A 25,900-nucleotide genomic window follows, 5' to 3' on the forward strand; every position below is an offset into this window, starting at 1 on the left:
GGCCGGGCAGCCTCCCACATGCAAGCGAAAGAGGCGACAGCCGGCGTGGACCGTCTGGGCCGTCGGGATTGTCTGGACTGTCGCCTCTTCCTCTTCAGCACCTAGCCACTCAGCCCGGTCGCGCGCTGCTCTCCTGCGGCGCCGTCAGCCTCCCTCAGCTCGCCCGGTACATGGCCACAGGCCCGCACCGCCTCAGCGATCCGCTCCAGCCCCAGCTCCTCACGCGCGTAGCGCAGGGTCACCGTCCTGGTCGGCAAGGCAGTGGCGACGATCTCCAGGCCGGGGAGAGTCCCGAGGGCATCCGCGACGCGCTTGAGGCAGCCTCCACAGCGCAGACTGGGAATGTGCAGCACCACCGTCGCCAGCTTCTGGCCGGGCGCGTCCACCATCTTCTCACGCTTCATTTCTGTCACCATCCCACCACGAAGAGAACTACTGGTAGCCACACGAGGGCCTGACTGGTCCTGTCTGGCCACCGCCTTGACTATACAGGAGGGCCTTTCTGGCTGTCATGAGGCCTCTCCCGTATTTTTCTCTCAGGTCTTTTCCCGAGGAGATCGCGGCCAGCTCAGCTCAACTATCGTCCGACTCGTCGCTCTCTTCCTCAAAGGGTCCGTCCGGCAGCTCGTCATCTGCATCAATGGGGATCGGGATGGGGACAGCAAAGGGCAGCCGCGAGATCTCCAGTCGCCAGCTACCTAGCAAGGCCCCAACGAGCAGAGCGGCGCTCGCCAGAGCCAGCCCATTGTTGAGAGGGGTATGCGCCACCCAGGGGTAGGAAACGCCCAGCAAGAGGAGGAGGACGCAGGACCAGACGAGTAGGCGCCCTCTGAGCGTATGGACAAGACTGGCCTGGGATGTGCTCAAGATACCCACAAAGGCCGTCATCATTCCACGCTCCAGCCGGCTACTTTGGGCCAGGCCGATCGCCATCAGACCACAGGAGAGCAGCCCAGTCAGCACGATCAGCACGCAGGAGATGGCCACGCCCTGGCGCCAGTTACTGCGGTAGTGCCAGTTCACGCCGATCAACACCGGCAGGCAGCAGACCAGGGCAAGCAGCAGCGGCTGCCACCAGAGGCCGCGCAGCTCCGCCAGCGCCAGCAGCATCAGGAAGAGCACGCATCCGCCTCCTGACAGCAGACGCCACCAGAAACGCAACTGCCTCCCCCGAGCGAAGAGGAACGAGAGCAGCACCACGAGCCAGGGAGTAACGAGGAGAAGAAGACTGTACCCGGCCAGCATTGTCAGAAACGCTACGCCGGTGAAGGCCAGATAGATGAGCATGGAGACCAGATAGCCGCCCGGCGCGATTGAAAGCCCGGGCCGCTCCAGGTTCAGGCTGATCACCAGAGCTATCAGGAGGAAGATAGCTATGCCGAAAGCCTGACGCTCAGCGCTCTCAGGCAGCAGGATCGCAAAGACGACGACGATCGTCATCGTCAGAAAGAGCGTGATCATAAGTGGCCGCGACAGATTACGAGTACGAGCGAGGGCTGACTGCAACGGCCCTCGGGGTCTACCGAGCATGGGCAAACCTTTCTTCTGAACAGAGCGCCAGACAAAGGGTTCACGCCGAAGAGCAGCAGCTGCGCTATACTCGCTCGGCATCCGGTCCGGCCTTAGCGTTCCTGGGCTTCCGACTCGCTTTCTGTCTGTGCAGTGTAGCAGGCTTGCACATATACTGTCAACATGACTCACTGGTCTTCTTCTTTCTGGTTGCCTGGCCCCTCCTATGTTGCGCTCCTATCGCTGGCCAGCCTCTTTTGACAGCTGACTTATATGTCCATATAATTCTACCCGTAGGAGAGTGATACGCGAATGGCTCATGTGAGACAGCCATCCCAATCACCTGCTCGTCTGAGAAACCCTGACTCATTTGTGAAGAGGAAACAGAGGTAGGACATGCTGAGGTGGTTCCGACGCAAATCTGCGCAATCTCGCCCATCCACCACCAAGGTCTACGATTACGCCAACCGACCCACCAGCCTCACTGAAGAGAACGTCCCTATCCCTTACATGCTACCCAAGGATGACCGTGAGGTCAACCGCCTGGATTTCCAGCACTACATGCTGCGCTACGCCCTGCGCAGCAATTATCTGGCGCCCATCGTAGAGCCGAAGCGCATCCTCGATGTTGGCTGCGGCACCGGGCGCTGGCTGGCAGAGATGGCTCAGTTCTTTCCCGAAGCCCATCTGATCGGCCTCGACCTCAACCTGCCGACCGCCTCACCTTCATTCCCGCCGAACTGTACCTTCCGCCAGGGCAACCTGCTCGATGGCCTTCCTTTCTCCGCTGGCAGCTTCGATTTTGTCCATCAGCGCCTCCTCGTCTTCGCCCTGCCAGCGGATCGCTGGCCGCTGGTGATCCAGGACCTGGTGCGCGTGACACGTCCCGGTGGCTGGCTGGAGCTGGTCGAGGTTGATCCGCTCTTCCAGCGCAGCGGCCCGGCCACGACGCGCATGCTGCAGCTCATCGTGGCAGCCTGCCAGAGCCGTGGTATTGATCTGAAGATGGCCCCCCGCCTGGAGCCAATGCTGCACGAGGCTGGACTGCTCCACGTAACGGCTCAGGTCATCTCGATTCCTATCGGTGACTGGGGCGGTCGCCTGGGCAATATGGCACGCACGGACTTCGCCGCTGGCAACCAGACGATCGCCCCCCTGGTGGCAGCCACAACAGGCGCCAGCATCGAGGAGTACCAGCAGCTCGCCACTGCCTGGCTGCACGAGTGCGAAGAGTACCGTACCTACTGCAATTTCTATGTGATCTACGGCCAGCGCCCCCAGTAAGAACGGTCGGGTCGCCCACTCACTCACCCACTGACAGCGCTCTAGCTCAGCTCTGTTGTCTTGCGCCAGGGTTGCTGCTGCTGCTATCGTAAAAGAGAGAAGCAGGCAGAGAGGCCGCCTTGCCGAGACGATCGCTGCCCTGGCAAGACGGCAAGTGCGGTGCCAGGAGGGAGGAGCTGATGCATTTTGAGAGCGCGCTGCTGATTGCATCGCTGCTGTTACTGTTGAGTGTGCTGGCCTGGAAGATTGCCGGGAAGCTGGGAATTCCGGCGCTGTTGCTCTTTCTGGGCCTGGGAATGCTCGCCGGCTCGGATGGTCCGGGCGGGATCTATTTCGACGATGCTCAGCTGGCGCAGGCGGTGGGCATCGTGGCCTTAGTGCTGATTCTCTTCGCCGGGGGATTGGAGACGCGCTGGTCGGCGGTGCGCCCCGCCCTCGGCGGCGCTCTGTTGCTCTCGACGCTCGGCGTGCTGCTGAGCGCTCTTGTGGTGGCCCTGTTCGCCGTCTGGCTGCTCCACGCATCGCCCCTGGAGGGCCTCTTGTTAGGCGCCTTGATCTCGGCGACCGACGCGGCGGCAGTCTTCAGCGTGCTGGCGGCGCGCAATCTGCGCCTCAGTGGCCAATTGCTCCCGCTCCTAGAGCTGGAGTCGGGCACAAACGATCCAATGGCGGTCTTTTTGACGCTCGGCCTGATCCGTCTCCTGAGCGAGCCGGAGACCTCGCCTCTCAGTGTCCTGTTGCTCTTTGTGCAGCAGATGGGGATCGGCCTGGCGCTGGGACTGGTGATCGGACGACTGGCCGTTTGGCTGATCGTCCGGCTGCATCTCGATGTCGAGGGCCTCTATCGGGTGCTGACGATCGCGCTGGCGCTCTTTACTTACGCGGTTACGGCGCTGTTGGGCGGCAGCGGCTTCCTGGCCGTTTATCTGGTCGGGCTGCTGCTGGGCAATAGCCGGGTGGAAGGCATTGAGCGCATCGGACGCTTCCACGATAGTCTGGCCTGGCTGATGCAGATTGCCATGTTTCTGATTCTGGGTCTGCTGGTCTTCCCGTCGCGTTTGCCTGCGGTGGCCCTCGCCGGTATGCTGATTACGCTGGTGAGCGTCCTTGTGGCTCGTCCGCTGGCGGTCTTGCTGGCGCTGCTGCCCCTGCGGCGTATGCCGCTGCGAGAGAAGCTCTTTGTGGCCTGGGTGGGCCTGCGCGGGGCGGTGCCGATCGTGCTGGCAACCTTTCCTTTGCTGGCAGGGCTGCCTCGGGCGGAACTGCTCTTCGACCTGGTCTTTTTCGTGGTGCTGGCCTCAGTACTGTTGCAGGGCACAACGGTGCCACTGGTGGCACGCTGGTTGGGTGTGGCCCGACCGGCTCTGGCTTCAGCTCCAGGCGCTCCCGCGTCCGAGGCTTCTCCGTCAGTCCCGGACTAGGTCGTGTCCGGCCTGCCCGCTTCAGGCCCGGTCAAGGGCCGCTTTGAACTCTTCTTCGGTCAGGGGCCAGTTGAGCCTGATGCCTTCGTCGGTGATGGGAGTGACCAGCCCGTCGTGGAGGCGAAAACGACCGCTGGGGCCACCGACAACCAGGTAGTGCCCGGGACGAAACGGGCGCAGAAAGAGGATAGCCCCTTCACCGATCTGGAAGAGCGGATCATCCTGGACAGAAATTTGCTCCCCGTTGAGAAGACCGCCGGTCTGATGGATGATCAGTTCGCTCCCTTGGCCATCTCCTTGCAGCAGGTATCGCGGATTGTAGAGGAGGCGGCTGACACGCAAACGGAAGTCGGTGAAGGGAACGCCATCTTCGACGGTCTGGGAGTCAATGGCGACGATGGTTCCTTCGACCGCCAGGGCAGAGGCCCGCTTCAGGCTACCCAGGTCACGGTAGAATTCGGCCCATGAAATGGCCAGCCGCCCTGTGCCTTGCCCACCGCCCGCTGCACTACTCCTCCCAGCGCAAGCGTTGAGGAGAATAAGCAGGCCGACCAGTAGCAGGAGGCGGGTATGCCGCCAGCGTGGCCCGAGAGTGCTTCCTCTATTGAGAGGCATGTGCCTTCTTCCCCCTCTCTGTCGGTGCATGATTGCTCGCTGTCAACGAGGCCCTACAAGCAGGACGCTGGTCGGAGGTCGAAGGTTCCCGTTAACGTCGGCTGGCGCGCAGCACAATCAGAGAGGATTATGGTCGCGCCGGCCTGCGCTGTCGCGGCAGCAGCCAGAGGGCGAGTATGGCCCCCAGCAGGCAAGCCAGGCTGCCGAGGGTCAGGGTCCAGCTGAGCGAGTCGGGAACGGTGGCGCTGGCAAGGTAGTAGGAGCAGCAGAGGAGGAGCAGGACCAGGGTGAGCCAGAGGCCAAGACGATCACGGGTGCTGAGGATAGGAGTACCTCCAACGGTACTTAGATAGCAGCAGAAGAGGGCTACCAGGCCAGGTGGCAGGCCAAGGAGCTGCCCCAGGCCCACCAGCAACGAGAGGACCACCAGGAGGGTCGTGGTCTGCACGATGACGCGCGTAATGGCCAGGCGCCTGTCGTCTTCCAGCCGCGGGAGACGCCAGACCAGCAGGATGGTCGGGATGCCGAGCAGGAGGCTCACCAGTGGAGGCTGCCACCAGCGCTCCAGCAGGTCGGCCAGCATGGTCATGACGAGTACGGCCACCAGACAGACGGCTCTGAAGCTGTCCCCCACGACTCTGGCAGCCTGCGGGGCCGCCGCTGCGGACCAGCGGCTGAGCAGGACGAAGGCCAGCGGGCAGACAAAAAGGGGCCAGCTCTGGGAGACGAGGATGGCCTGCAGAGCCGCCAGATAGAAGGCCACCGTGATGAGCAGGGCTACGACGTAGGAGCCGAGCGAGGCACTGGCTCCGACTAGCTGAATGCAGAGGGCGAGGAGGAGGAAGAAAGTGACCTGCTGCGCATTGGCGAGAGCCAGTTTGGGAACTAGCGGGCTGAGGTAGGCTGAAGAAAGGACAACCAGGCCACAGCTGACAGGAACGACAATCAGCATGAGGCCGGCCAGCAGGCGCAGGCCACTGTCATTTCTGGTCACTCGCGCTGGATCAGGCTGCATCACTGGCCCTGGCCCTTCTTTTTCTCCGCTGACGCGCTTCCTCGTTGCTCTGCCGGGCCAGATCAGGGGTCTGGCCCTCCCCTCTACCAGCGAGTGTAACAAGGGGCGACGGTTCTGTCAACGTATAAGGAATGGGAACGCGGGCCAGGCCAGGCAGGCAGCGTCTCTGCTGATGCTGCCTGTGCAAGCCGGTCGGGGAGGGCAGGAGCAAAATGGAGGGCGACCTGGCCCTGGCCCTCGCACAACACATGCCTGTCGATGTAGATTTAGTAGCGACGCAAGGGCTGCGATGGCTGGGGCGCCCGCCACAGCTCCGCAGGAGGAGCAGCGGCTCCGCCCTGGGTTGGCGGCCTTACAGCGCCGGTACCGGTAGTTCCCCATACTCCTGGCCGCTGAAACTGGCGTGGGGCCATTGCCTGAGCTGGTCCCGGTCGCGTCTGAGCCTGCTGGGCCTGTAGCCGTGCTTGAAGCTGGACTCGCTCTTGCTTTGTGCGCCGCGCGACCTGCACCCGCCGCCAGAGCAGCCAGCCCACCGCCCACAGGCTGCCACCATAGAGGGCCAGCGCCCACCAGCTTTGGGTGTCACTGCCGCTGCCCAGCCCGTGCAGGGTGGCCAGGCCGAAGAGCAGCAAGGTGAGCAGGTGCAGTCGGCGCCACCAGCGATAGCCGATATGGGGACGCAGCAGGGTGCTGATGCCGATGGCGATCCCCAGGTAGAGGGCGCAGATGCCCAACGCCATCCAGATGGGCCGATAGTGGCTGGCCAGAGGGATCAGGATCTCGTTCCAGCCGAAATGCGTAAAGGGGTCAACCCAGACGGCCAGAATATGGAGGCCGACAAAGATGGTCGCCAGCAAGGTCAGAAAATTGTGCAGCTCATTGTTCAGCAATCGCGGCCAGCGCGCCGGCGATTGTAGCTGCGCCGAGAGCGCCAGCCCGGCGCAGACCGCCAGCGTCAGCAGGAGGTAGGCCGTCAGACCGCCCGCCCGCGCCACATTCCAGGTCACACTCTGCCAGATTGTTGCCATAGACCTTCTCTTCCTTTTACATAGAGCGGCGACTACTCGCCTTTTTTCTTCTTCTCCATCCATCAGATCTGCCGATGAGCAACGGCTCTCTTCATCGATGCGCTGCCCTGCCCATATCCCGGGCTGGCTATGGCTTCCTTTGTTCCGCTGCTCGCTGCCCGGCTCCCTCTTGCCAGGCGGCCATAAGATGAGTCGGCCAGGAGGCGACGCTCTGCCAGCCTCCATCTTCGTGAACGAAGAGGCCAGCCAGACCGTGGCGGCGCAGGAAGGCCGGGCCTTCTTCGGGGCCGAGAATGAACGCCACTTTGGCGGCCACCTCGGCCTGCTCACAGCGATCGGCAGCAACAGTCACCGACCAGAGTCCGTTGGCGACGGGCAGGCCCGTGCGCGGGTCCAGCAGGTGATGGCGCAGGATACCGTCCCGCCACCAGCGACGGCGGGCAATTCCCGAGGTGGCCACAGCTCCACGGCGCAGGGGAATGGTCCAGCCGCCACGTCGTCCCGGAATGGCAATGGCCCAGTGTTCGCCGTCGGGAGGCAGACCAGCAACGGCCAGGTCGCCGCCGGCGTTGACCAGGGCCGGTACCAGACCCCGTCGACGCAACGCTCCTAGAGCTGTATCGACGGCCATCCCTTTTGCAATGCCGCCAAAGTCCAGCTGCACCCCAGTCGGCAGGCGCACCCGCCGCGTCACCGGGTCGACCTCAATGTGGCGCCAGGCCCCACCAGACCAGCTCTCTCCTGCTTCGCCGCCCAGACTGCGGCTGCTGCTCCTCTCCGCTTGCTCAGCAGGAGCCGTCTCCCTCGCCTGCTCCAGAAGCTCAAAGCTGCGATCGTAGCCCAGGTGCAGGAGCTGTGGCAGCAGCGTCGGATCATAGAGGCCGTCGCTGGCGGCTGCAGCTTCCAGAGCTCGCGTGAGTACCACATAGAGCAGTTCGCTCACCGCTACCCACTGGCCAGCATGGCGATTGAGATGCGTCAGTTCGCCCTGGGGGCGGAAGCGGCTCAAAATCGCTTCCCAGCGGGCAAAAAGGTCAGCAATCAGCTCGACACCCTGCTCGCTTCCTTCTACGGGAAGCAGGTAGCTGACAGTGGTGCCCATCGCCTGGAAGCTGCCACGTACCATCCCCGGCGGCGTCACATACGGCGCCTCAGCAGACTCAGGAGACGCCGCTGCCGCTGTGGCCCTGTCCGAAAGTTGGCTGGCTGCCAAAGTTATCCCCTCCTTGCTGATTGAAGAAGCCGTTGCCATCTTGAGATGAGCTGCTGCCCGCCGAGGAGCTGGAAGATGGCGAAGAAGACGAGCTCGATGAGGATGAGCTGGCCCCGCTGCCGCTGCTGCTGGCATTGGTCGACGATGACGATGATGATGACGACGACGAGCTATTGCCGCTGGCTGGCGTGCTGATCTGAGATTGCGAGCCAGACGACGACGATGAGGAGGCAGTGGCACTGGCCTGGTGGAATGCCACCAGAGCGCTAAAGGTGCCGAAGCCCGCTACGGCCAGGGCCACAGCCCAGCGCTTCAGTCGCTGGGCCAGGCGCCTCGCCTGCTCTTTGGGCATGCTAACCCCTTTCTTCTGCTTCTGGCGCGATGACGCACCTGCCGGCGTGGCGGCTGCTCCCGGCGGCCAGGTCGCTGGCGACGGGAGCTTTTCGGAGCCCGGCCCGCTCCGGGGCGAGAACGGTTGATGCCAGGAATGAGTGGTCGCAGGTATGGGCACGGTCTCCCACCCGGTTCCCGGGGTGTTGCCTGGGCCGTAAGAGCCGTAGGGAGGATAGGCGTAGGGAGCGGAGGATCTATAAGGATTCTCTCCACGAGCATCGCTCGAAGAGGGATAGGCTCCGCCATAGGTTGCATTGGATCGGTAGGAGCCAGAAGCTCCATAGCCGCCATAGGAGTCGCCGGCGCTGCCAGTGCCCGCGGCGGTATTTCGTTCTCTTCTCTCATCGTGCATGGTTTCACCTCTCGTGTGTAGAGCCCCTCGCGAAAGTAGAGCATCAGACTTGACAACCTCTAGCTTATCAGGCGTTTCTTAGGCTTTCATTGGAGAAAGATGAGAAGCTTCTTACTCAGGCCCTCGGCTCAGCGACTTTTTCTGAGAGAGGCCCATTGCTCTGCTCAGCCTCTCCTCGCTCTCACTGATTCATCCTTAGCTATGCCACGCCACGATGAGAATTGCATTGGAAGAACATGAGAACTCTCTCGCTCGCTGCCAGGAGAGAGCCGTCCAGACAGGAGAAGTCTCTGACGCGCGCAAGCGCCAGAGAACGCCAGGCGGCTGGGATCAGGCCCAGCGCCGTAAGCCAGAAGAAAAGCAGGAAAGAGAGGCCACACCGGTTCGGGGGCAGCTCTACCGATGTGGTTGCTCGCAACTGAAGGCCCTGCCAGGCGGCAACGGCACCGCCCTGCCTACGCCGGACGGACGCCATGCTGCAGTGGCCCCTGTGGCAACCTGGACCGGGACCAGGCCGCCCAGAGGAAGGAGCGTTAACTCCAGGATGGGCCACAGACTGGCAGGAAGGTAGTCAGGCCAGGCTGCAGCTCACGCCGTTAACGCTGAAGGACGTCGGATTCGCATTGGCTGTAGTCCAGGTGCCATTGAAACCGGGGGCCGGGCTGACACTTGCACCGGCTGCCACGCTGCCGTTATAGGAAGCGTTGGTCACCGTCACCGTGCTGCCCGACTGGCTGAAAGTCCCATTCCAGCCCTGGGTTACCGCCTGCCCGGACGGGAAAGTGAAGGTCAGCCGCCAACCGTTCCAGGCTGTCGTTCCCGTGTTGGTGATCGTCAGACTGGCGGTGAAGCCACCCGGCCACTGAGCCGTCACCGTATAGCTCACGCGGCAGCTCGTGCCAGCGGATGCCGTCGGGGTCGGCGTCGGTGTGCGCGTCGCTGCTGCCGTTGGCGTCGGTGTTGGCGTGCGCGTCGCGCTGGCGGTTGGCGTCGGGGTCGGCGTCGCACCGCCGCTGGAACCGTTACCGCTCACGATACCCACCCCGGAGTAGGTCGTCACCTCATTGATGAGGTCGCTGACCGGATCAAGGGTGTAATTGTAGGGAGCCGTTGTAAAGGTTCCGACCTGGGTAATGTCGACCGTCGCCCCGCCGTAGTCGTTGCCGCGAGCATTGGCGAAGCCATCCTGGGGGCTATCGCCGGTCGTCGTCAGGGCAACATCGACGTTACGAAAGACGTTGTTCTCAACCAGCACCTGGGCGCCCATGCGCGAATGGATGGCGCTGCCATCTACGTTCTGGTAGTAGTTGTTGTAGATGTGGCCAGTGCCAAAGCGCAGGCTGGGCAGGCGCGAATTAACACTATAGAACCAGTTGTGATGGTAGGTCACATGGAGATGACCAGTGTCCTCCGAGGCATTCGAGTCAGAGTGGCCCACCAGCGAGACCTTGTAGTGGTCGTGCAGGCGGTTCCAGGAGACTGTGATGTAGTCGGAGGCGTGAGTGATGTCGACCAGACCATCGTAGTAGTCTTTGCCGTGGTCCATGTCCGAGAAGAGGTTGTTGTGATCGACCCAGACATGCTGCGAGTGCTCGATATGGATGGCATCCCCGCTGGTGTTGCCATCGGCGCGCACAAAGGAGATGCTCAAGTTGCGAATGATCACGTTGCTCACATCCTTGAGCGAGAGGCTGATGCCGACCAGCGAGGCCGTGGAACCCACACCGATGATGCTGGTGTTGGAGCCAACATCGACATCGGTGTCGCCCGTGATCGTGCCGCTAACGTAGACGATCTTGGGCGAGGAACCTTTGACAGCGTTTTGCAGAGCAGAAAGCGTGCTGACGGTGGTCACGCTACCGCCGGCGCCACCAGTGGTGCCGGCTCCATAGCCAACAAGCTGATCAACGGGGGCCGCCGCCGCCGTGTGTGTCCCCAAGAACACGGGTATGAGGGCTAGCCCGCCTCCGACGAGGACGAGCAGCGTCAGGACAATGACCCATAATAGCTTCCTGCTTCCGATTCGCTTCATGCGCACATTCCTCCTTGATGCTTCGACTGAGGGTCCTCCTCTTGCGGCTGCAGCACAGGACGCTATCAGGGCGATCAATCGAAAGAAACGAGCACCGCGGTTACTTACAGCAATGAGGCTCTCGCCCTTGTGCTACAGCATAGATCATATCAAATGTGCAGTTTCACAATACCAGATCATTGGGCTGGCGTCAATATTCTGGCCGCTTCTCCTGCTACAGCGGGCGGGCTGGACAGAGACGTTTATCGCGTGAAACCGGTTCTCAGCTTGCTTCATTGGCCATAACTCATCTATTATCAGAGCATACCAGAAAGTACCATCGATAGTAATTGCGTCGGGTGGGGCAAGAGGGGAGCGAAGGGCAGCACGCAGAGCGGGTCGGCTGCTGCTCTGGATGAGCAGGGGAGCCGACCCGCCCGCTGGTAGGAACAAGGTAGGACAGGACAGGTCAAAGGGAGCGCGAGACGGGACGCGGGCGCCCGCACGCAGGAGGGGCCGGTGGCCCCGTCTCGCTGGGTGTCTGCTTCGTTTAGCTGCCGGTGTATTCGTAGAGCTGGGTGCCGCCGCCGAAGCCACCATTGCCGCCTGTGCTGGCGGATTGCCAGGCGCTGGTCGGCACCTGCTTGCAGTGCTGGGTGATCCAGCTAATCAGCGCACTCTGACCACCACCAGGGCCACCCCCGCCAGCGCCATTGATCAGGAAGAAGCGCACCTGGCCGCTCTCCACCAGCTGAGCCAGCTTGGCCGGCGTCAGAATTGGATCGGAGCCAGAGAAGCCACCCATCGCCATTACCGGCTGGTTGGTGGCCAGAATGATCGATTCAGCCTCGTTGGAACTCATGACGGCAACCAGGTACTTGGCGCCGTTGCGATGAGCCTGGAGGTAGTTAATGAGGGCCGTATTGGCGCTGAGACCTTCACCGCCGGCCCCATTGGGACGCTGGCCGTTCTGCCCAGCGGCACCCCGCTCAAAGTTTCCAGAGGAGGGGCGATCGCCAGCGCTGCTGTTGCCCGCTCCATTGAAGGCCCTGAAGCCGCCGGTTCCCAGGCCGCCAAACTGGTTGCCCGGGCCAGCCGTTGGAAGGCTGGCGGCTTCGCCGCGCAGGACAGGGATGAAGGACCAGACCGCTGGCGTGAGCTGCAAGGCGACGAGCGCCACGACCAGGGCCGGCACCAGCACTTGCACGCGCTCGCGCAGGAAGGGCACGAAGCGCGCCATGAAGAGGATGAGGGCAGCCAGAGCGCAGGGGACGGCGATCAGGGGGATCAGCCAGGTGCCCCAGGCCGGATTACTGGTGATGATGTGGAGCTGCTCTAGAGCTGTCAGGAGCAAGGCCAGCGGCAGCAGCCAGCCGCGCCAGCCACGACGACGATAGTCGTGCCACATGACCACCACACCAATGCCGAAGAGGGCAGAGACCGCCGGGGCCATAGTGGTCAGGTAGTACTGATGGAAGAAGCCCGCCATCGAGAAGAAGACTGCAGTCGTCAGCAGCCAGACGCCCCAGAGGATCAGCCCTTGTTGCTCGGGGTCCCCTCGGAAGCGTGGGCGTCGCTGCCAGGCAATAGCCACGATAGCGAGCAGGGCTAGCGGCAGCAGCCAGACAATCTGGCCTCCCAGCGGCTCGTCGAAGAGGCGGAAAGGGCCGGGCGTGCCGGTGCCAAACATGCCGCCTCCCTGGCCCTCTGGCGGCTGCCCCACATTGTTAATTACGTACTGATTATCAGGGCCGGGGTTGCCTGCAGGAGTGGTGGTTGGGCCGTTGCTGCTCCCGTTACCGCTATTCGTGTTGCCTGTTCCGTTGTTTGGACCATTGCCCGGCGTCGCCCCTTGAGACGAGGGGGTGCTGCTCTGTGAGGGCCCCTCTTCAGTGCCCGCAGGTGGTTGCCCGCCTGGCTGGAAGTAGCCGTTCGCAGGCGGTGTAGCGGCATTGCCATTAGTACCGCTGCGATTCGATGAGCCACCACTACTACTACTGGAGCTATTGCCACCGTTCCGCTCAAAGCTTGGAGGTCTCATATTGCTGCGCGCGCCCGGCCCAAAGCCAAATTGCCCAAGGAGACGCTGAATACCGTTGTAGCCCAGGGCCAGGCTGATCTCAGAGTTGTCCTGGCTGGAGCCGACGTACGGACGGGCTGAGGCCGGGGTCAGGTCGACGGCCAGGGCCCAGGATAAGGAAACGGCCAGCATGAGCACGGCGGCCAGGGCCAGATGACCGATGCGCACCCACATGCGCCGTGGGGCAGCCAGCAGGTAGAGCAGGCCGTAGGCTGGCACAACGAGGTAGGCTTCGAGCATCTTGATGTTGAAGCCTAAGCCGACAAAGAGAGCGCAGAGCAGCAGCCAGCGCAGTTTCCCTGTCTCGGCAGCCCGCATGACGGCCCAGGCGCCGAGCAGCATGACAAAGACCAGTGTGCTATCGATGGTGTTGTTCCGGTTGGTGACGACACTGATGGGGCTGATGGCCAGAGCCAGGGCTGCTAGCAGGCCGGCGGTGGTGCCAAAATGTCGCTGCACAAGATAGTAGAGCAGCAGAACGGAGAGGACACCCGCCAGGGCCTGGGGCAGCAGAACGCTGAAGGCCGTGAAGCCGAAGATTTTGGCGCTGGCAACCTGCAGCCAGAAGCCCAGGGGCGGTTTGTCGATGGTGACGAAACCACCAGGATCAAAGGAGACGAAGAAAAAGTTGTGCCAGTTATCGAGCATGCTGCGCACGCCCGCGGCGTAGTAGAGGTTGCCAAAGCCGTTGGCTCCGAGCTGGTAGAAGTTGAGAAAAACCGAAAGCAGGGCGATGGCCGCTAAGGCGAGGCGCCGCCAGAGCGGTGGCCAGTCCCACGTTGTGGTCGATGGTGGCGTTGTGTCAGCGGCCAGCGGCTGCTCGATCTCTGGCAGGGCCGGAGTCGGAGCCGGGGTCGGTGTTTCCATCATAGCGTTTCGGGTCCTTTCCTCCTCGACAGAGTTTAATGGACGTGCGGTGTTTCTGATGTCAGGATGCTCCCTTCGGCAGGCGATGGCCCCCTTTGGGGGGAAGGCTGTTGCTCGGATGCAAGATGCTGTCCCGCCGCTCTTTGTGCAGGCCGACGCTGGACAAAGACCCAGAGCCGCAGGCCAAGATAGGAGATGAGGGCGGTGCCACCGATGGCTACGACTTTGGCGGCGTTGGTCCAGAGGGCCGGGTTGACCAGGACGTGCTGCAGGGCCAGGCCGGCCAGCCAGAGAATGCCACTGCTCCAGAGGCTGCCGCTGATGGTGATGAGGGCAAAGCGCCAGAGTTCGCCGCTCGCGATTGGCTCACGCTGGCCAAAAGTCCAGTATTTGTTGAGAATAAAGCTGTTGATGGCTCCAGCGCAGTAGGCGACGATGTTGCAGGCCAGCAGCAGTGGCGTGCTTCTGATGGCTAAGAGCCAGACCAGGGCGTTGAGAACCAGGATATCAACCAGGGTGTTGAGTCCTCCAGTGACTGCGAAGCGCAGGAGCTGGCCAGGGTTCCAACTCGCTCGCCGCTGCTTTCCATCGGACTCAGCTGCCACAACCTGCTTGCTCTGATCTGGGTCAGTCTGCCCGGTGTTCGGTCCATTCAGACCCGGCTGCCCCTGCTCGACCAGGCTGGCAATGAGGGCCTCGTCCTGGCCGGTCGGTACGAGGGCCAGGGAGATGGCCAGCCCCGGCTCCGGCAGGCTGAGCCGATAGAGCTTCGTAGGCCGCAGGATGCGCTGCGATTGCTGGGCATGCCGCGACTGCAACTGGCCCTGGCTCAGGTGCGCTTGCCGTGTCATAACGGGTTGTGGCTCAGGTGCGTCGCTAGCGCTTTCTGTGCGTCGCGCCAGACTGCGTTTTCCCCGAGCAGAGCCGCTGGCTGGTTCACCGGCTGGCCGTTCTAGCAGAATCAATGCTGTCTCTCCTCTTTCTCATTCGGTTGTTCTCTACTTCGTGTGCTTTACTCTGCTGTTTTCTGTTGAATGCTCTATGTCTGATGCGGTCTTCGCATGTTCGCTCCGTTGCTGTTCCTGCATCATCTATTGCCAGAACCCTTCGGCGAGTTGCTCCAACGATGGATGACTCTAGATGGGCCTGCTCCCGCCCGGTCGCCTCTCTACTCTACCGATGCCCGTTCTCAGGGCCTGCCCGTTGCCTTTAGCATAGGGGTCTTTCTTTGAAAAAAGATTGGAGAAAGATGAGAATTTTCCAATGAACGGTGGCGGAAGCCCCTCGCTCCCGCTGTCTGCTGCTTGCGCGCCGGGCCCTGCTCCGCCCAAGATGCCCTGTTTTGTCGACTTGATCTAGCGATGCCGATATAGTACAATTGGCGACAGGCATCACGGTTGCGATGTGCGTCAGGTCCGCTAAGGAGCAATTTCCTTTGAGTGGTTCGGGTAGTGATCCTTCAGACCCGGTAGCCTTTCCTCCATCCGAGCAGCCGCCCCGTCGACACCGGCCTCACGAGGAGGAGCAGGCCCAGTGGCCAGCTTCTCATATTGATCTTGTGCAACATCCCCAAGAGGGTAGCCACCCCAAACCGCCAGCCGAGGGCGTTGAGTCGCTGACCGGGTTGGCAGCTCCCATCTCTTCCCCAAAAGTCCTAGCCGCTTGGGAGCAGGGTGTTTCCTGGCGAGCAGGGCCGCCCGATTTCGGCGCTGATCCCGAGGTGGTGCGGGCGGTGGTGGAGGGTGAGCGCCTCTCGTACGCTTTTCTGCTGAATCCGACCTTTGCTGCTGAGGTCTCGCTCATTGATCCTTTGCCCCATCAGCGCATGGCCGTCTATGAGCATATGCTGCTGCAGCCGCGCCTGCGCTTTCTGCTGGCGGACGACGCCGGGGCGGGGAAAACGATTATGACTGGCCTGTATATCCGCGAGATGCTCAGTCGCCGCCTGATTGGGCGTGTCTTGATCGTGCCGCCGGCGGGCCTGGTTGGCAACTGGCAGCACGAGCTGCGCTCGCTGTTTAATCTGCCGTTCCGCATCGTGTTGGGCAGCGAGGCGCGCGAGGGCAATCCTTTTGTGGGGCCGGCGAGCGATCTGCTGATTGTGAGCGTCGATACGCTGGCGGGCGAGCGCCTCTTTCGGCGGCTGCAGGAGCCGGAGGTCGAGCCATACGATCTGGTGGTCTTCGATGAGGCCCATAAGCTGAGTGCGAGCTACGATAGCGATGGGCGCCTGCGCGCGACGGAGCGCTATCGCCTGGCTGAGGCCCTGGCTGGCATTCCCACGGATGACGCGCGCTGGTCGCTGTCGTGGAGCTGCCATCATGTGTTGTTGTTGACGGCGACGCCCCATATGGGGAAGGCTGACCCCTATTATTGTCTGTGGCGCTTGTTGGAGCCAGAGCTGCTTTCGACGCGCCAGGCTTTCGAGCAGTTTCCGGCCCAGGCACGCCGGCGCTATTTCCTGCGCCGCGTGAAGGAGGAGCTGGTGACGCTCGATGGGCGCCCGCTTTATCCGCCGCGCATCGCGACGACGCTGCGCTACAAGCTGAGTCCCGCCGAGCAGGAGTTATATGAGGCCACGACCGCCTATATTCGCACGACCTATAACCGCGCGCTCCTTTTGAATCGTGAGGCGGCCCGTCTGGCGATGAGCGTTTTTCAGCGTCGTCTGGCCAGTTCGACCTATGCTCTGCTGCGCTCGCTGGAGCGACGGCTGAGGCGCCTCGATGAGTTGATCGCCCAGGTGCGCCAGGGCGAGCTGCCGCTCTCGCGCCTGCATCAGCTTCAGGTTCAGGCGGCTTCCTCTCGCCTGAGCGATCCGCTGGAGACGAAGACCGCCGATGAGGAGGAGAGTGTGGCGGGTGAGGAGGAGCACGAGCGGGTGGAGCAGGAGATCCTGCAACTGGTGCTGGCTGCGTCGCTGCAGGAGTTGGAGGCGGAGCGCGCTCAGGTGGCCGGCCTGCTGCAGCAGGCTCGTCGGGTCTATGAGCAGGGGGCGGAGGCGAAGTTTGAGAAGCTGCGCGAGGTGTTGCGCGATCCGCGTTTCGCTGGCGAGAAGTTGATTATTTTTACGGAGCATCGCGATACGCTGGTGTTTTTGCAGGGGCGTCTGGAGGCGCTGGGCTTTACGGGCCAGCTGGCGCTGATCCACGGTGGGATGACCTATACGGAGCGCGAGCAGGCGGTGGCGTTTTTCCGCAGGCCGCTGGCCGAGGGCGGGGCGCGCTATTTGCTGGCGACGGATGCCGCCGGCGAGGGGGTCAATCTGCAGGTGGCCTGGCTGCTGGTGAACTACGATCTGCCCTGGAATCCGGCCCGTCTGGAGCAGCGCATGGGGCGCATCCATCGCTATGGCCAGCGCCACGATTCGGTTTACATTATCAATCTGGTGGCTGGCAATACGCGCGAGGGCTATGTGATGGAGCGCCTGCTGGAGAAGTTGGAGGCGATCCGTCAGGAGCTGGGCAGCGATAAGGTCTTCGATGTGATTGGGCGCCTGCTTGAGGGTGTGTCGCTGCGCGAGTATATGGAGCGTGTGGTGCTGGGGCCGGCGGAGGAGACGGAGGAGATCGGGCGGCGTCTGGAGGAGTCGCTGACGGCCCAGCGGGTGCGCGCCGCGCAGGAGGAGGAGCGTCGCCACTATGGGCTGAGTGCGGAGCCGGGGGCCGATGCGGTCAGGCGAGAGCTGCCACGTCTGCGTCAGGAGCTGGAGCGCGAGGGCTATCGTCGGGTGCTGCCGGGCTATGTGCGGGCCTTCGTGGAGCGGGCGGCGCCCCTCCTCGGGTTGAGGATCGAGGAGCATGGCGATGGGACGTTCGCCCTGCATGAGCAGACTCCGGGGGCGCTGACCTGGTTGGAGCCAGCTCTGGAGCGCTATCCGCCGCGCTGCCGGGCGCGTCTGACGGTGACTCCGCCGCGCGCTAATGAGGAGGCGATCTTTCTCTATCCAGGCGAGCCGCTCTTTGATCGGCTGCGTGATCTGCTCTGGGGGCGCTATGGTGAGGAGGCCGGGCGCGGGGCGGTCTTTGTTGATCCGATGGCGCGCCGTCCGTATGTCTTCTCGCTGTTGCGCCTGGCGGTGCGGCGCGAGGCTGAGCCGGGACTGCGGGCGTTGCAGCACCCCGAGCTGGTGCAGGTGACGCTGGTCGGACTTTGTCAGGAGGAGGATGGGACGCTCAGGCAGTGCCCGGCGGAGCAGCTGCTGCTCTTGCGCGCCGGTGGAGGCGAGCAGCAAGCGCGGGCGCGACAGGTGCTGCAGCAGCTGGGACCGCGCTGGTCGGAGTTGACGGCGCGGGCGCTGACCTTTGTGCGCGAGACGATCGGTGGCCGCTTGCTGGCCGAGCGGCGGGAAGCGCTGCTGGGAACAGTGAGGGAGCGGCGTGCGTTTTTGGAGCGGGCTTTTACCTATCAGGAGGGGGAGCTGGCCGAGCGGCGCCGGCGCTTGTATGAGAAGGTTCAGGCCGGTGATGGGCGGGCGAAGGGGGAGCTGACGCGCGTGAAGGCTCTACAGCAGTCGCTGCAGCAGAGGCGGGCGGCAGCTCTGGCAACGCTGAGCCGTGAGCCGGAGCTGTTGGCGCTGAGCGAGGTGAGTCTGCTGGCGCAGGCGCTGGTCCTGCCTTCGACTGATCCCGAGGATGAGCAGCGCTATGCGGCAGCGGTGGAGGAGATGGCGATGCGGGTGGCACGCGCGTATGAGGAGGAGCGTGGGGCGCTGGTGTGGGATGTGTCGACGCCGGAGAAGGCGCGGGCCGCCGGGCTGGAGTCCTGGCCGGGCTTCGATTTGCTCTCGCGGCGCCCTTCGGGCGAGGAGCGGGCGATCGAGGTGAAGGGGCGTGTCGGGACTGGCCCGATTGAGATGACGGAAAATGAGTATCGGCGCGCGCAGAATCTGGGTGCAAAATATTGGTTATATTGCGTTTTCGAATGTGAGAAGCTGGCTCCGGTGCTGCGGCGCGTTCAGAATCCGCACGCGAAGCTGACCGCCTATCCAAAGGGCGGGGTGCTCTTTTCGCCGACGGATATTCAGCGCGCCGCCGAGGAGTGAGCTGCTTGCTCCTATGGTATTTCTTTCCCCAGTATATCGCTGTTAAGGAATATGGTTATGCATGAGGAGCGTCGCCTGATTGAGGTCGATTTCCCTTTGAAGCAGACGTCTCTTGATGCGGTGCATGAGAAGAATGTGCGCCACGGGCATCTGTCAACGTTGCATATCTGGCCGGCGCGCCGTCCCCTGGCGGCCTGTCGCGCGGCCCTGCTGACGGCTTTGCTGCCGGCCCCGGAGTCGGAGCAGCAGCGGCGCCAGTTGTTGCAGCGCATTGCCGGACGAGTGAAAGATCCGACGCGCCAGCGCCAGCGGCAGGGGGCGCGTCGTCTGGAGCATCAGGAGGAGACTGAGGGGGGGGTCCTGCACTGGGGACGGGAGACGGATGAGGCGCTGGAGCCGTTTCGCCAGGAGATTCGGGCGGCTCTCGGCGGGCGGGCGCCGCGGGTGCTTGATCCGTTCGCTGGCGGTGGGGCTATTCCGCTGGAGGCCATGCGCCTGGGCTGCGAGGTGACGGCCATCGATCTGAATCCGGTGGCCTGGTTTCTGTTGAAGTGCACGCTGGAATATCCCTGGCACCTGGCCGGGGAGCGGCGCCGGCTGCCGGATTTTGTGCTGGGCTGGCGCCCTTTTATGGAGGCTTATCTGAAGGCTCAGGGCCTGAAGGGAACGAGGCTGGAGGCGGCGCTAAGGCAGCTGGGAGTGAATGGAGCAGGCGAGGGAGCAGAAGCGGAGGAGTCGCCACGACAGCATGAGTTAACTGGTCTGCAGGTCGCTGTGAGTCTGGAGGCCGAGGCGGCCTGGCATGTGCGTGCCTGGGGCGAGTGGGTGCTGCAGCGTGCGCGGGCGGTGCTGGCAGGCTACTATCCGACGGTCGATGACAGGCCGACGGTGGCTTACCTGTGGGCGCGAACGATGCGCTGCAAGAATTGCCGGGCGACGGTGCCGCTGCTCAAGACGCGCTGGCTGGCCAGGACGGGGAAGAAACGGGTGGCGCTCAAGATGGAGCCAAACGCTGAGCGGACAGGCGTGGTCTTCGAGATCTGGGAGGATGTGCCGCTGCCGACGGGGACGGCCCAGGAGCGCCGGGCTTTTGAGCGCCGCGTGGGCGGGGGGACGATGTCGCGCACAGGGGTGACCTGCCCCTGCTGCGGGACGGTGATCAAGATGGAGGATATCCGCTTCGAGGGGATGGCGGGCCGCCTGGGAACAGTGCTGACGGCGGTGATCGTCGAGGGCAAGCAGGGGAAGGAGTATCGCTTGCCGACGGAGGAGGAGCGCCGCGCCGCCGAGGAGGCGGCTGACGCGCTGCCGGCCCTGTTTGCGGCGATCCCTTTCGGTCTGCCAGAGGAGCCTTTGCCCCGCGGTGGCCCGGGGGCCAGCCGTGCTTTTTCGGTGGATGGCTACGGCTTCTCGCGCTGGCATCAGCTCTTTACTCCGCGCCAGTTGCTGGCCCTGGGGACCTTCGTACGCGAGACGCGCGCCGCACGCGAGGAGCTACGCGCCCTGGGCTACCCACCGCACTGGGTGGAGGCCATCAGCGCCTATCTGGCGCTGGCGATTGATAAGCTGGCTGATTATGGGGCGGCACTCTGTACGTGGCATGTGAGCGGGGAGAAGATGAGCCACGTCTTTGTGCGCTTCTCTCTGCCAATCAGTTGGGACTACGCAGAGCTTAATCCGATCTCCAATTCTACAGGTAACTATCGGGCCTGCCTTACATGGGTCAGTGACGTCTTAGAGCATCTCTTGCGCGCAGCAACAGGCTCCCCGCAGCCACGTGTCTTGTGCCAGTCAGCTCTCACCGTCTCAGTCGAGCCAGTTGACCTGATTTTAACAGATCCTCCCTACTACGACGCCATCCCCTACTCCGACCTGATGGACTTCTTCTACGTCTGGCTGCGGCGCAGCCTGCACGGCCTCAGCCCCGAGATCGACGCCGTCTTTGCCGCGCCGCTAGCCCCTAAGTGGGATCATGAGCGCAACGACGGCGAGCTGATCGACGACGCCAGCCGCTTCGGCGGCGACCGTCAGCACTCGCGGGCCGCCTACGAAGATGGCATGTACCGCGCCTTCCAGGCCTGCTACCGCGCCCTACGCCCCGATGGGCGCCTGGTCATCGTCTTCGCCCACAAGCAGCCTGACGCCTGGGAGACCCTGGTCGCGGCCCTCATCCGCGCCGGTTTCGTCGTCGAGGCCAGCTGGCCCATTCAGACCGAGATGAGCAACCGCACACGCGCCCTCTCCTCCGCCGCTCTGGCCTCCTCCATCTGGCTGGTCTGCCGGCGGCGGCCCGAGAGCACGCGCCCCGGCTGGGACAAGACCGTCCTTGCCGAGATGCGCCAGAACATCACTGAGCGCCTGCGCCACTTCTGGGACGTCGGCATTCGCGGCCCCGACTTCATCTGGTCGGCCACCGGCGCGGCCCTCGAAATCTACAGCCGCTACCCGGTTGTCAAAAAAGCCGACCAGCCGGGCCAGCTCATGAACATCAGCGAATTCCTGCGCCACGTCCGGCGCATCGTCGTCGACTTCATGGTTGGGCGCGTCCTCAGCCAGAGCGGGGACAGCATCAGCGAGCTGGACGACCTCACCGCCTACTACCTGTTGCACCGCTATAGCTTCGGCTTCGAGCCGGTACCCAGCGGCGTCTGCATCCTCTACGCCATGTCCTGCGGCCTCAGCGATCGCGACCTCGTGCAGCGCTACGACCTGCTCAGCCGCGGCACCCCAGCCAGCGCCAGCAACGGCAGCACCCCCGACGAGGACGACGAGGAGGAGGACGAGGGCGCCGAGGAGGTCAACGGGAGATCAGGTGAGAGCAGCGGCAGCAACCTGCGCCTCAAAAGTTGGCAGCAGCGTCGTCAGCCGCACCTCGGCCAGAGCGTCAACGGCAAAGACGACGAGCCACCCCCGCTCATCGACCAGGTCCATCATCTCATGCACCTGTGGAAGGCCGGCGACGTCCGCCCCGTCAACGACTACCTCGACCACCAGATGCTCGACCACAAGCCGCTCTTCCGTGCCCTGCTGCAGGCCCTCATCGAGCTGGCCGCCGAGAGCAGCGATGAGCGCTCCCTGCTGGAGAGCATCAGCAACTATCTCGACCAGCGCAAAGGCTTGCCGAACCAGAGCCTGCCATTCAGCCAGGTCCAGGCAAGGCCCTCTGTTCCATCCCGCAGCAGGCCAGAATAGGGCAGCCGCACTTTCCTGACCTGCCGCCCGACCTGCTCCTGCTCCGATCGCCGCAGTGGGCCAGGCCGGAGCGGGCAGGCTGGCCTCAGTCAGCCCCAGGAGAAAGTACCCTGATTGGAGGAGATGTACGAGCAAGACAGGCAAAGAAGAGGGAGAGAGGAATCTATGAGCACCAGTACACACCGGTGGCATCCCTGGCATGGGATCGTGCGCCTGCGCGACGAACTGCTGAGTGGCGACCTCAGCCTGGCCAGCTTTGCCGCCGACCTCTATGACGTCGTCATGCAGCGAGGCAACTCGCTCTACCGCGAGCCGGACGAATTCTTCTCCTTCACCTATCCCACGGCCAACATGCGCCGTCTGGCGCGGGAAGTCATGCAGCGCCTGGCCGGGCGCAGCGATCGTGCTGTCTACCAGCTCGAGCTATACTACGGCGGCGGCAAGACCCACACCCTCATCACCCTCTATCACCTGGCTCGTCGGCCCGAGAGGCTTCCCAAGCTGCCCGCCGTCGAAGAATTTCTGGCAGCCATCGGTCTGAGCGCCCTGCCGCGGGCGCGCATCGCCGTGCTGGCCTTCGACAAGCTTGACCCAGAGAAGGGCCTGGAGATCCCGGGACCTGGTGGCGAGCGACGTCGATTGCGCCATCCCTGGAGCATCCTCGCCTACCAGCTCGCCGGCAGCGAAGGGCTGCGCCTGATCCACGGCGAGGACCAGGACGCGGAGCGCGAGACGCCGCCGGCGGAGGAGCTGCTTGCCAACCTCCTTTCGCTGCCGGCCCGCCAGGGAGATGCCACCCTGGTTCTCATGGACGAGGTCCTCATCTATGTCCGAGAGAAGGTCGGCCTTGATCCTGTCTGGCGCTGGCGCATGAGCGACTTTTTCCAATATTTGACGCAGGCCGCCAACAAGGTGCCCACCTGCGCCGTCGTCGTCTCGCTGCTGGCCAGCGACCCGCGCAAGCGCGACGAGCTAGGGCGCGAGCTGAGCAACGAGCTACAAGAAATCCTCGGACGCCAGCGCGAGCCGGTTTTCCAGCCGGTCGAAAAAGAGGACCTTGCCGAGGTGCTGCGCCGGCGCTTCTTCACTCCCGACTCCATCCGCAACCGCGACCTTTTCCGTCCCCAGGCCATCTTTGCCGTCAACGGCATCGCCTCCCTTGTCGAAGAGGTTGCCAGGCATCGTCACGAACTTGAGGAGCGCATTGTCAACAGCTATCCCTTTCATCCCGATCTCATCGACCTCTTCTACGGCAAATGGACCGACCTGCAGACCTTCCAGGGTACGCGCGGCACGCTGCGCAACTTTGCCCTGGCCTTGCGCGACGCCGCCCGCTGGGACCCCTGCCCGCTGGTCTCCGCCAATGCCTTCATTGGCCCGCCCAACGGCAGCGGCCTCTCGGAAGTCGCCCACGAGCTGGCCACCACCGCCGAAAACGAATCGTACGAGGGCCGACGCCAGGCCTGGAGTGCGATCCTGGAGAGCGAGCTAGAGAAGGCGCGCCAGATCCAGCGCTCCTTTCCCTCATTGCGGCACTTTCGCGAGGTCGAGCAGGCGGTTTTTGCCACCTTCCTGCACTCGCAGCCCGTGGGCAAAGATGCCAACCTGCATGAGCTGCTGCGCCTCATCGGCCAGATGAGTCCCGATCGCATTGCTCTGACGCAGGCCCTGAAGCAGTGGACCGAGGTCTCCTGGTTTCTCGACGAGAGCACCTGGCATGAGAGAGAGAAACTGGACGAGGAGGGCCAGGAGCTGCCCAAGGTCTGGCGTCTGGGGGCGCGACCCAACCTGCGTCAGATGCACCACGATGCCTGTCAGAACATCAGTCCCGAGGCTGTCGAGCACCATCTGCGCCGTGAAATCGAGGAGTGTCGCTATCTCTTCTCGACCAGTGGCGAGCGGCATCCGCCGCGCGTGCACAAGCTTGCCCGGGAGCCGCGCGATGTAGATGACGACGGTGATCTACATCTGGTCATCCTGGGGCCAGAAGGGGCCTGCCGTCCCGGGCATCCCTCGGAGCTGGCCCTGCGCATCCTGAACGAGAAGAGCGGTCCCGAAGCGCCGCGCGTCTATCGCAACGCCGTCATCGTGGTAGCTCCCTACACGCGCGGGCTGGATGGTGCCCGCGAGGCCCTGCGCAGCTATCTGGGCTGGCTCGACGTTGAGGAGCGACTCAAGCGCGAAGAGCAGGAGGTCGACAGCAATCGCCAGGCGCTGCTGGAACGCGAGAAGAAAGAGAGCGAGACGCGCCTCAAGGAGCTGGTGCGCGAGAGCTACTGCATTGTGGTGGCGCTCTCGGTCAACAACGAGGCGGAGGCATTTCAGATCAAGCTCACCGAGAGCAATCTGTACGCCTCGCTCAAGGCTGATGAGCGTGTGCGCATCTCGGAGCAGCCGATCGAGGCAGAGGCTCTGCTGCCGGGCGGCCCCTATGAGCTATGGCGTCCGGGCGAGAGCGCGCGGCGTTACAAGGATGTGCTGGAGGCCTTCGCCCAGTTCGTGCACCTGCCGCGTATTGTCGACCGCCAGGCCATCAGGCAGACCCTGATCAATGGCTGTCTGCAGGGACGCTTTGTTTTTCGTCAGCCGCGGCCCGATCGCAGCTATCGCACCTTCTGGCGGCAGCGTCCCGATGAGGAGGTGCTGCGCGATCCGGCGCTAGAGGTGGTCTTGCCCGAGGCGGCCAGTCTGACAGAGCTGGCGCCTGAGCTGTTGCAGCCTGGGGTGTTGCCAGAGCTGTGGGAGGGTGAGGAGCTGTCTCTCAGTCGGCTCTCTATCTACTTTGGCGGCGGTCAAGTCGTCCATGAGCCGCGCGATGGTTACAGTGAGCTGTTGGCCATTCCGCAGGCTGAGCCGCGGGTGATCAGGCAGGCGGTGCGCGAGGCGGTGCGGGGGCGACAGCTCTGGTTATTGAGCGGGCAGAGCAGCTTTTTGGGGGAGGAGGTGGCTGAGGATGTGCTGTTGAGCGAGGGGGCACGTCTGAGGCGCCCGCCGGAGCCGTTGGCGGCCAGTGAGATTCTGCCTGAGCGGCTGCCGGAGGCCTGGCGTGGTGAGCAGACGACGGCGCGGGAGATCGCTGATGCGTTGGCCAGGCGTCTGGGTGTGCCCTTGCCCTGGCTGACGGTGCGGGCGGTCATTGAGGATGCTTTTCAGCAGCGTCTGCTGGAGCGCAGCGTCGACTCAGGTCCCTGGCCGTGTGACTATGCGGGGGCGCGGGCGGTCAAGATTGTGGTGACGCGCCAGGAGCCGGTAGTGGTGGCTGGCCTGCAGAGCACGCTCATGGGGGCGGCAGGTGTGAGCGCCGCGCGTGAGCAGCCCACGGCTTATGTGTTGCCGCTGCGCGCGGAGGCGACGCTTGAGAGCGGCGAGCTTCAGAATTTGGCTGAGGTAGTTGGCGAGCTGTTTAAGATCTGTGGGGACTACAATCTTACTCTGCGTCTTCAGGTTGGGATCGAAGTTGAGCCGGCCAGCCGTGTGACGGGGGAGGCCTTGCAGCGTTTGAATGCTGTGTTGGGCGAGGTGGCACCTGGCTTGAGGTTGCGCTCTTCTTCTGCCTGAGTATGGAGGATGGATCTTTTCCTTTTGCTCGTTGCCATCTGCTGAGTAAGGAGAGCAGAGAAGCAGAGTGAGCGCCGGGTGGCATGCCCGGCGCTCATGTTTTATTGCTGGACGCTTTTCCTCCCCTCCTCCTCTCCTTCTTTCAGTATCCACCTTTCAGTATCCACAAGCGGATCGAGTCCCCTGCCACGGGGGTAACCTATCCTACTCCTGACCTCAATAATGCCCCTTTCAGTATCCTCTAGCGGATCGAGTCCCCTGCCACGGGGGTAACCTATCCTACTCCTGACCTCAATAATGCCCCTTTCAGTATCCTCT

The 25,900-nt window shown here is 63.4% G+C and carries 16 protein-coding genes; 5 read left to right on the plus strand and 11 right to left on the minus strand.

The features are described 5' to 3' along the window. Positions 1-101: 101 nt before the first annotated feature. Both BGC09_RS16245 and BGC09_RS16250 read right to left on the minus strand, forming a co-directional pair. Positions 102-404, minus strand: coding sequence for a heavy-metal-associated domain-containing protein (locus BGC09_RS16245; RefSeq protein WP_176728951.1), 303 nt, complete (start codon positions 402-404; stop codon positions 102-104). 169 nt (positions 405-573) lie between these two features. Next, entirely contained in the window at positions 574-1,530 is a 957-nt protein-coding gene (locus BGC09_RS16250; protein WP_141727822.1) for a hypothetical protein, read from the minus strand. A 375-nt stretch (positions 1,531-1,905) separates the two neighbouring features. Between BGC09_RS16250 and BGC09_RS16255 the strand changes: the two genes are divergently transcribed. After that, positions 1,906-2,793, plus strand: coding sequence for a class I SAM-dependent methyltransferase (locus tag BGC09_RS16255; protein WP_084659005.1), 888 nt, complete (start codon positions 1,906-1,908; stop codon positions 2,791-2,793). A 179-nt stretch (positions 2,794-2,972) separates the two neighbouring features. Continuing rightward, positions 2,973-4,214, plus strand: a complete 1,242-nt coding sequence (locus tag BGC09_RS16260) for a potassium/proton antiporter (protein ID WP_069805264.1) — start codon at positions 2,973-2,975, stop codon at positions 4,212-4,214. A 21-nt stretch (positions 4,215-4,235) separates the two neighbouring features. On the opposite strand, the gene BGC09_RS16265 is transcribed toward BGC09_RS16260, so the two are convergent. From BGC09_RS16265 to BGC09_RS16300, 8 genes are all read right to left on the minus strand, one after another. Continuing rightward, on the minus strand, positions 4,236-4,829 hold the full coding sequence (locus BGC09_RS16265; protein WP_069805266.1) for a hypothetical protein: 594 nt from the start codon (positions 4,827-4,829) through the stop codon (positions 4,236-4,238). 127 nt (positions 4,830-4,956) lie between these two features. Continuing rightward, positions 4,957-5,847, minus strand: a complete 891-nt coding sequence (locus BGC09_RS16270) for a hypothetical protein (RefSeq protein ID WP_141727823.1) — start codon at positions 5,845-5,847, stop codon at positions 4,957-4,959. Between the two features lie 263 nt (positions 5,848-6,110). Continuing rightward, the gene (locus tag BGC09_RS16275) at positions 6,111-6,872 is read right to left on the minus strand and encodes a ferric reductase-like transmembrane domain-containing protein (RefSeq protein WP_069805270.1); all 762 of its coding nucleotides are present in this window, start codon (positions 6,870-6,872) and stop codon (positions 6,111-6,113) included. Positions 6,873-6,999: 127 nt separating this feature from the next. Then, a complete protein-coding gene (locus BGC09_RS16280; RefSeq protein WP_069805271.1) occupies positions 7,000-8,085 on the minus strand; it encodes an FAD:protein FMN transferase in 1,086 nt (361 codons plus the stop codon). Beyond that, the gene (locus tag BGC09_RS22955; RefSeq protein ID WP_176728952.1) at positions 8,033-8,437 is read right to left on the minus strand and encodes a hypothetical protein; all 405 of its coding nucleotides are present in this window, start codon (positions 8,435-8,437) and stop codon (positions 8,033-8,035) included. The genes BGC09_RS16280 and BGC09_RS22955 overlap by 53 nt, the downstream gene beginning before the upstream one ends. A 964-nt stretch (positions 8,438-9,401) precedes the next feature. After that, positions 9,402-10,862, minus strand: coding sequence for a pectate lyase family protein (locus tag BGC09_RS16290; protein WP_069805275.1), 1,461 nt, complete (start codon positions 10,860-10,862; stop codon positions 9,402-9,404). A 529-nt stretch (positions 10,863-11,391) separates the two neighbouring features. Continuing rightward, a complete protein-coding gene (locus tag BGC09_RS16295) occupies positions 11,392-13,791 on the minus strand; it encodes a glycosyltransferase family 39 protein (RefSeq protein WP_218104074.1) in 2,400 nt (799 codons plus the stop codon). Between the two features lie 32 nt (positions 13,792-13,823). After that, positions 13,824-14,753 carry a GtrA family protein gene (locus BGC09_RS16300; RefSeq protein ID WP_069805277.1) on the minus strand — a complete coding sequence of 310 codons (930 nt, stop codon included), beginning with the start codon at positions 14,751-14,753 and terminating at the stop codon, positions 13,824-13,826. A 470-nt stretch (positions 14,754-15,223) separates the two neighbouring features. Between BGC09_RS16300 and BGC09_RS16305 the strand changes: the two genes are divergently transcribed. The 3 genes from BGC09_RS16305 (at position 15,224) to BGC09_RS16315 (ending at position 25,582) form a co-directional block, all read left to right on the plus strand. Then, the gene (locus BGC09_RS16305) at positions 15,224-18,832 is read left to right on the plus strand and encodes a helicase-related protein (RefSeq protein WP_069805279.1); all 3,609 of its coding nucleotides are present in this window, start codon (positions 15,224-15,226) and stop codon (positions 18,830-18,832) included. Positions 18,833-18,889: 57 nt separating this feature from the next. Continuing rightward, entirely contained in the window at positions 18,890-22,024 is a 3,135-nt protein-coding gene (locus BGC09_RS16310) for a DUF1156 domain-containing protein (RefSeq protein WP_069805281.1), read from the plus strand. 165 nt (positions 22,025-22,189) lie between these two features. Continuing rightward, entirely contained in the window at positions 22,190-25,582 is a 3,393-nt protein-coding gene (locus BGC09_RS16315) for a DUF499 family protein (protein ID WP_069805283.1), read from the plus strand. Positions 25,583-25,683: 101 nt separating this feature from the next. Here BGC09_RS16315 and BGC09_RS23140 read toward each other — a convergent pair. Further along, a partial coding sequence (locus BGC09_RS23140; RefSeq protein ID WP_218104075.1) for a hypothetical protein occupies positions 25,684-25,900 on the minus strand: 217 nt, incomplete at its 5' end.

This window comes from Thermogemmatispora onikobensis (assembly GCF_001748285.1).
Classification (GTDB): Bacteria; Chloroflexota; Ktedonobacteria; order Ktedonobacterales; family Ktedonobacteraceae; genus Thermogemmatispora; species Thermogemmatispora onikobensis.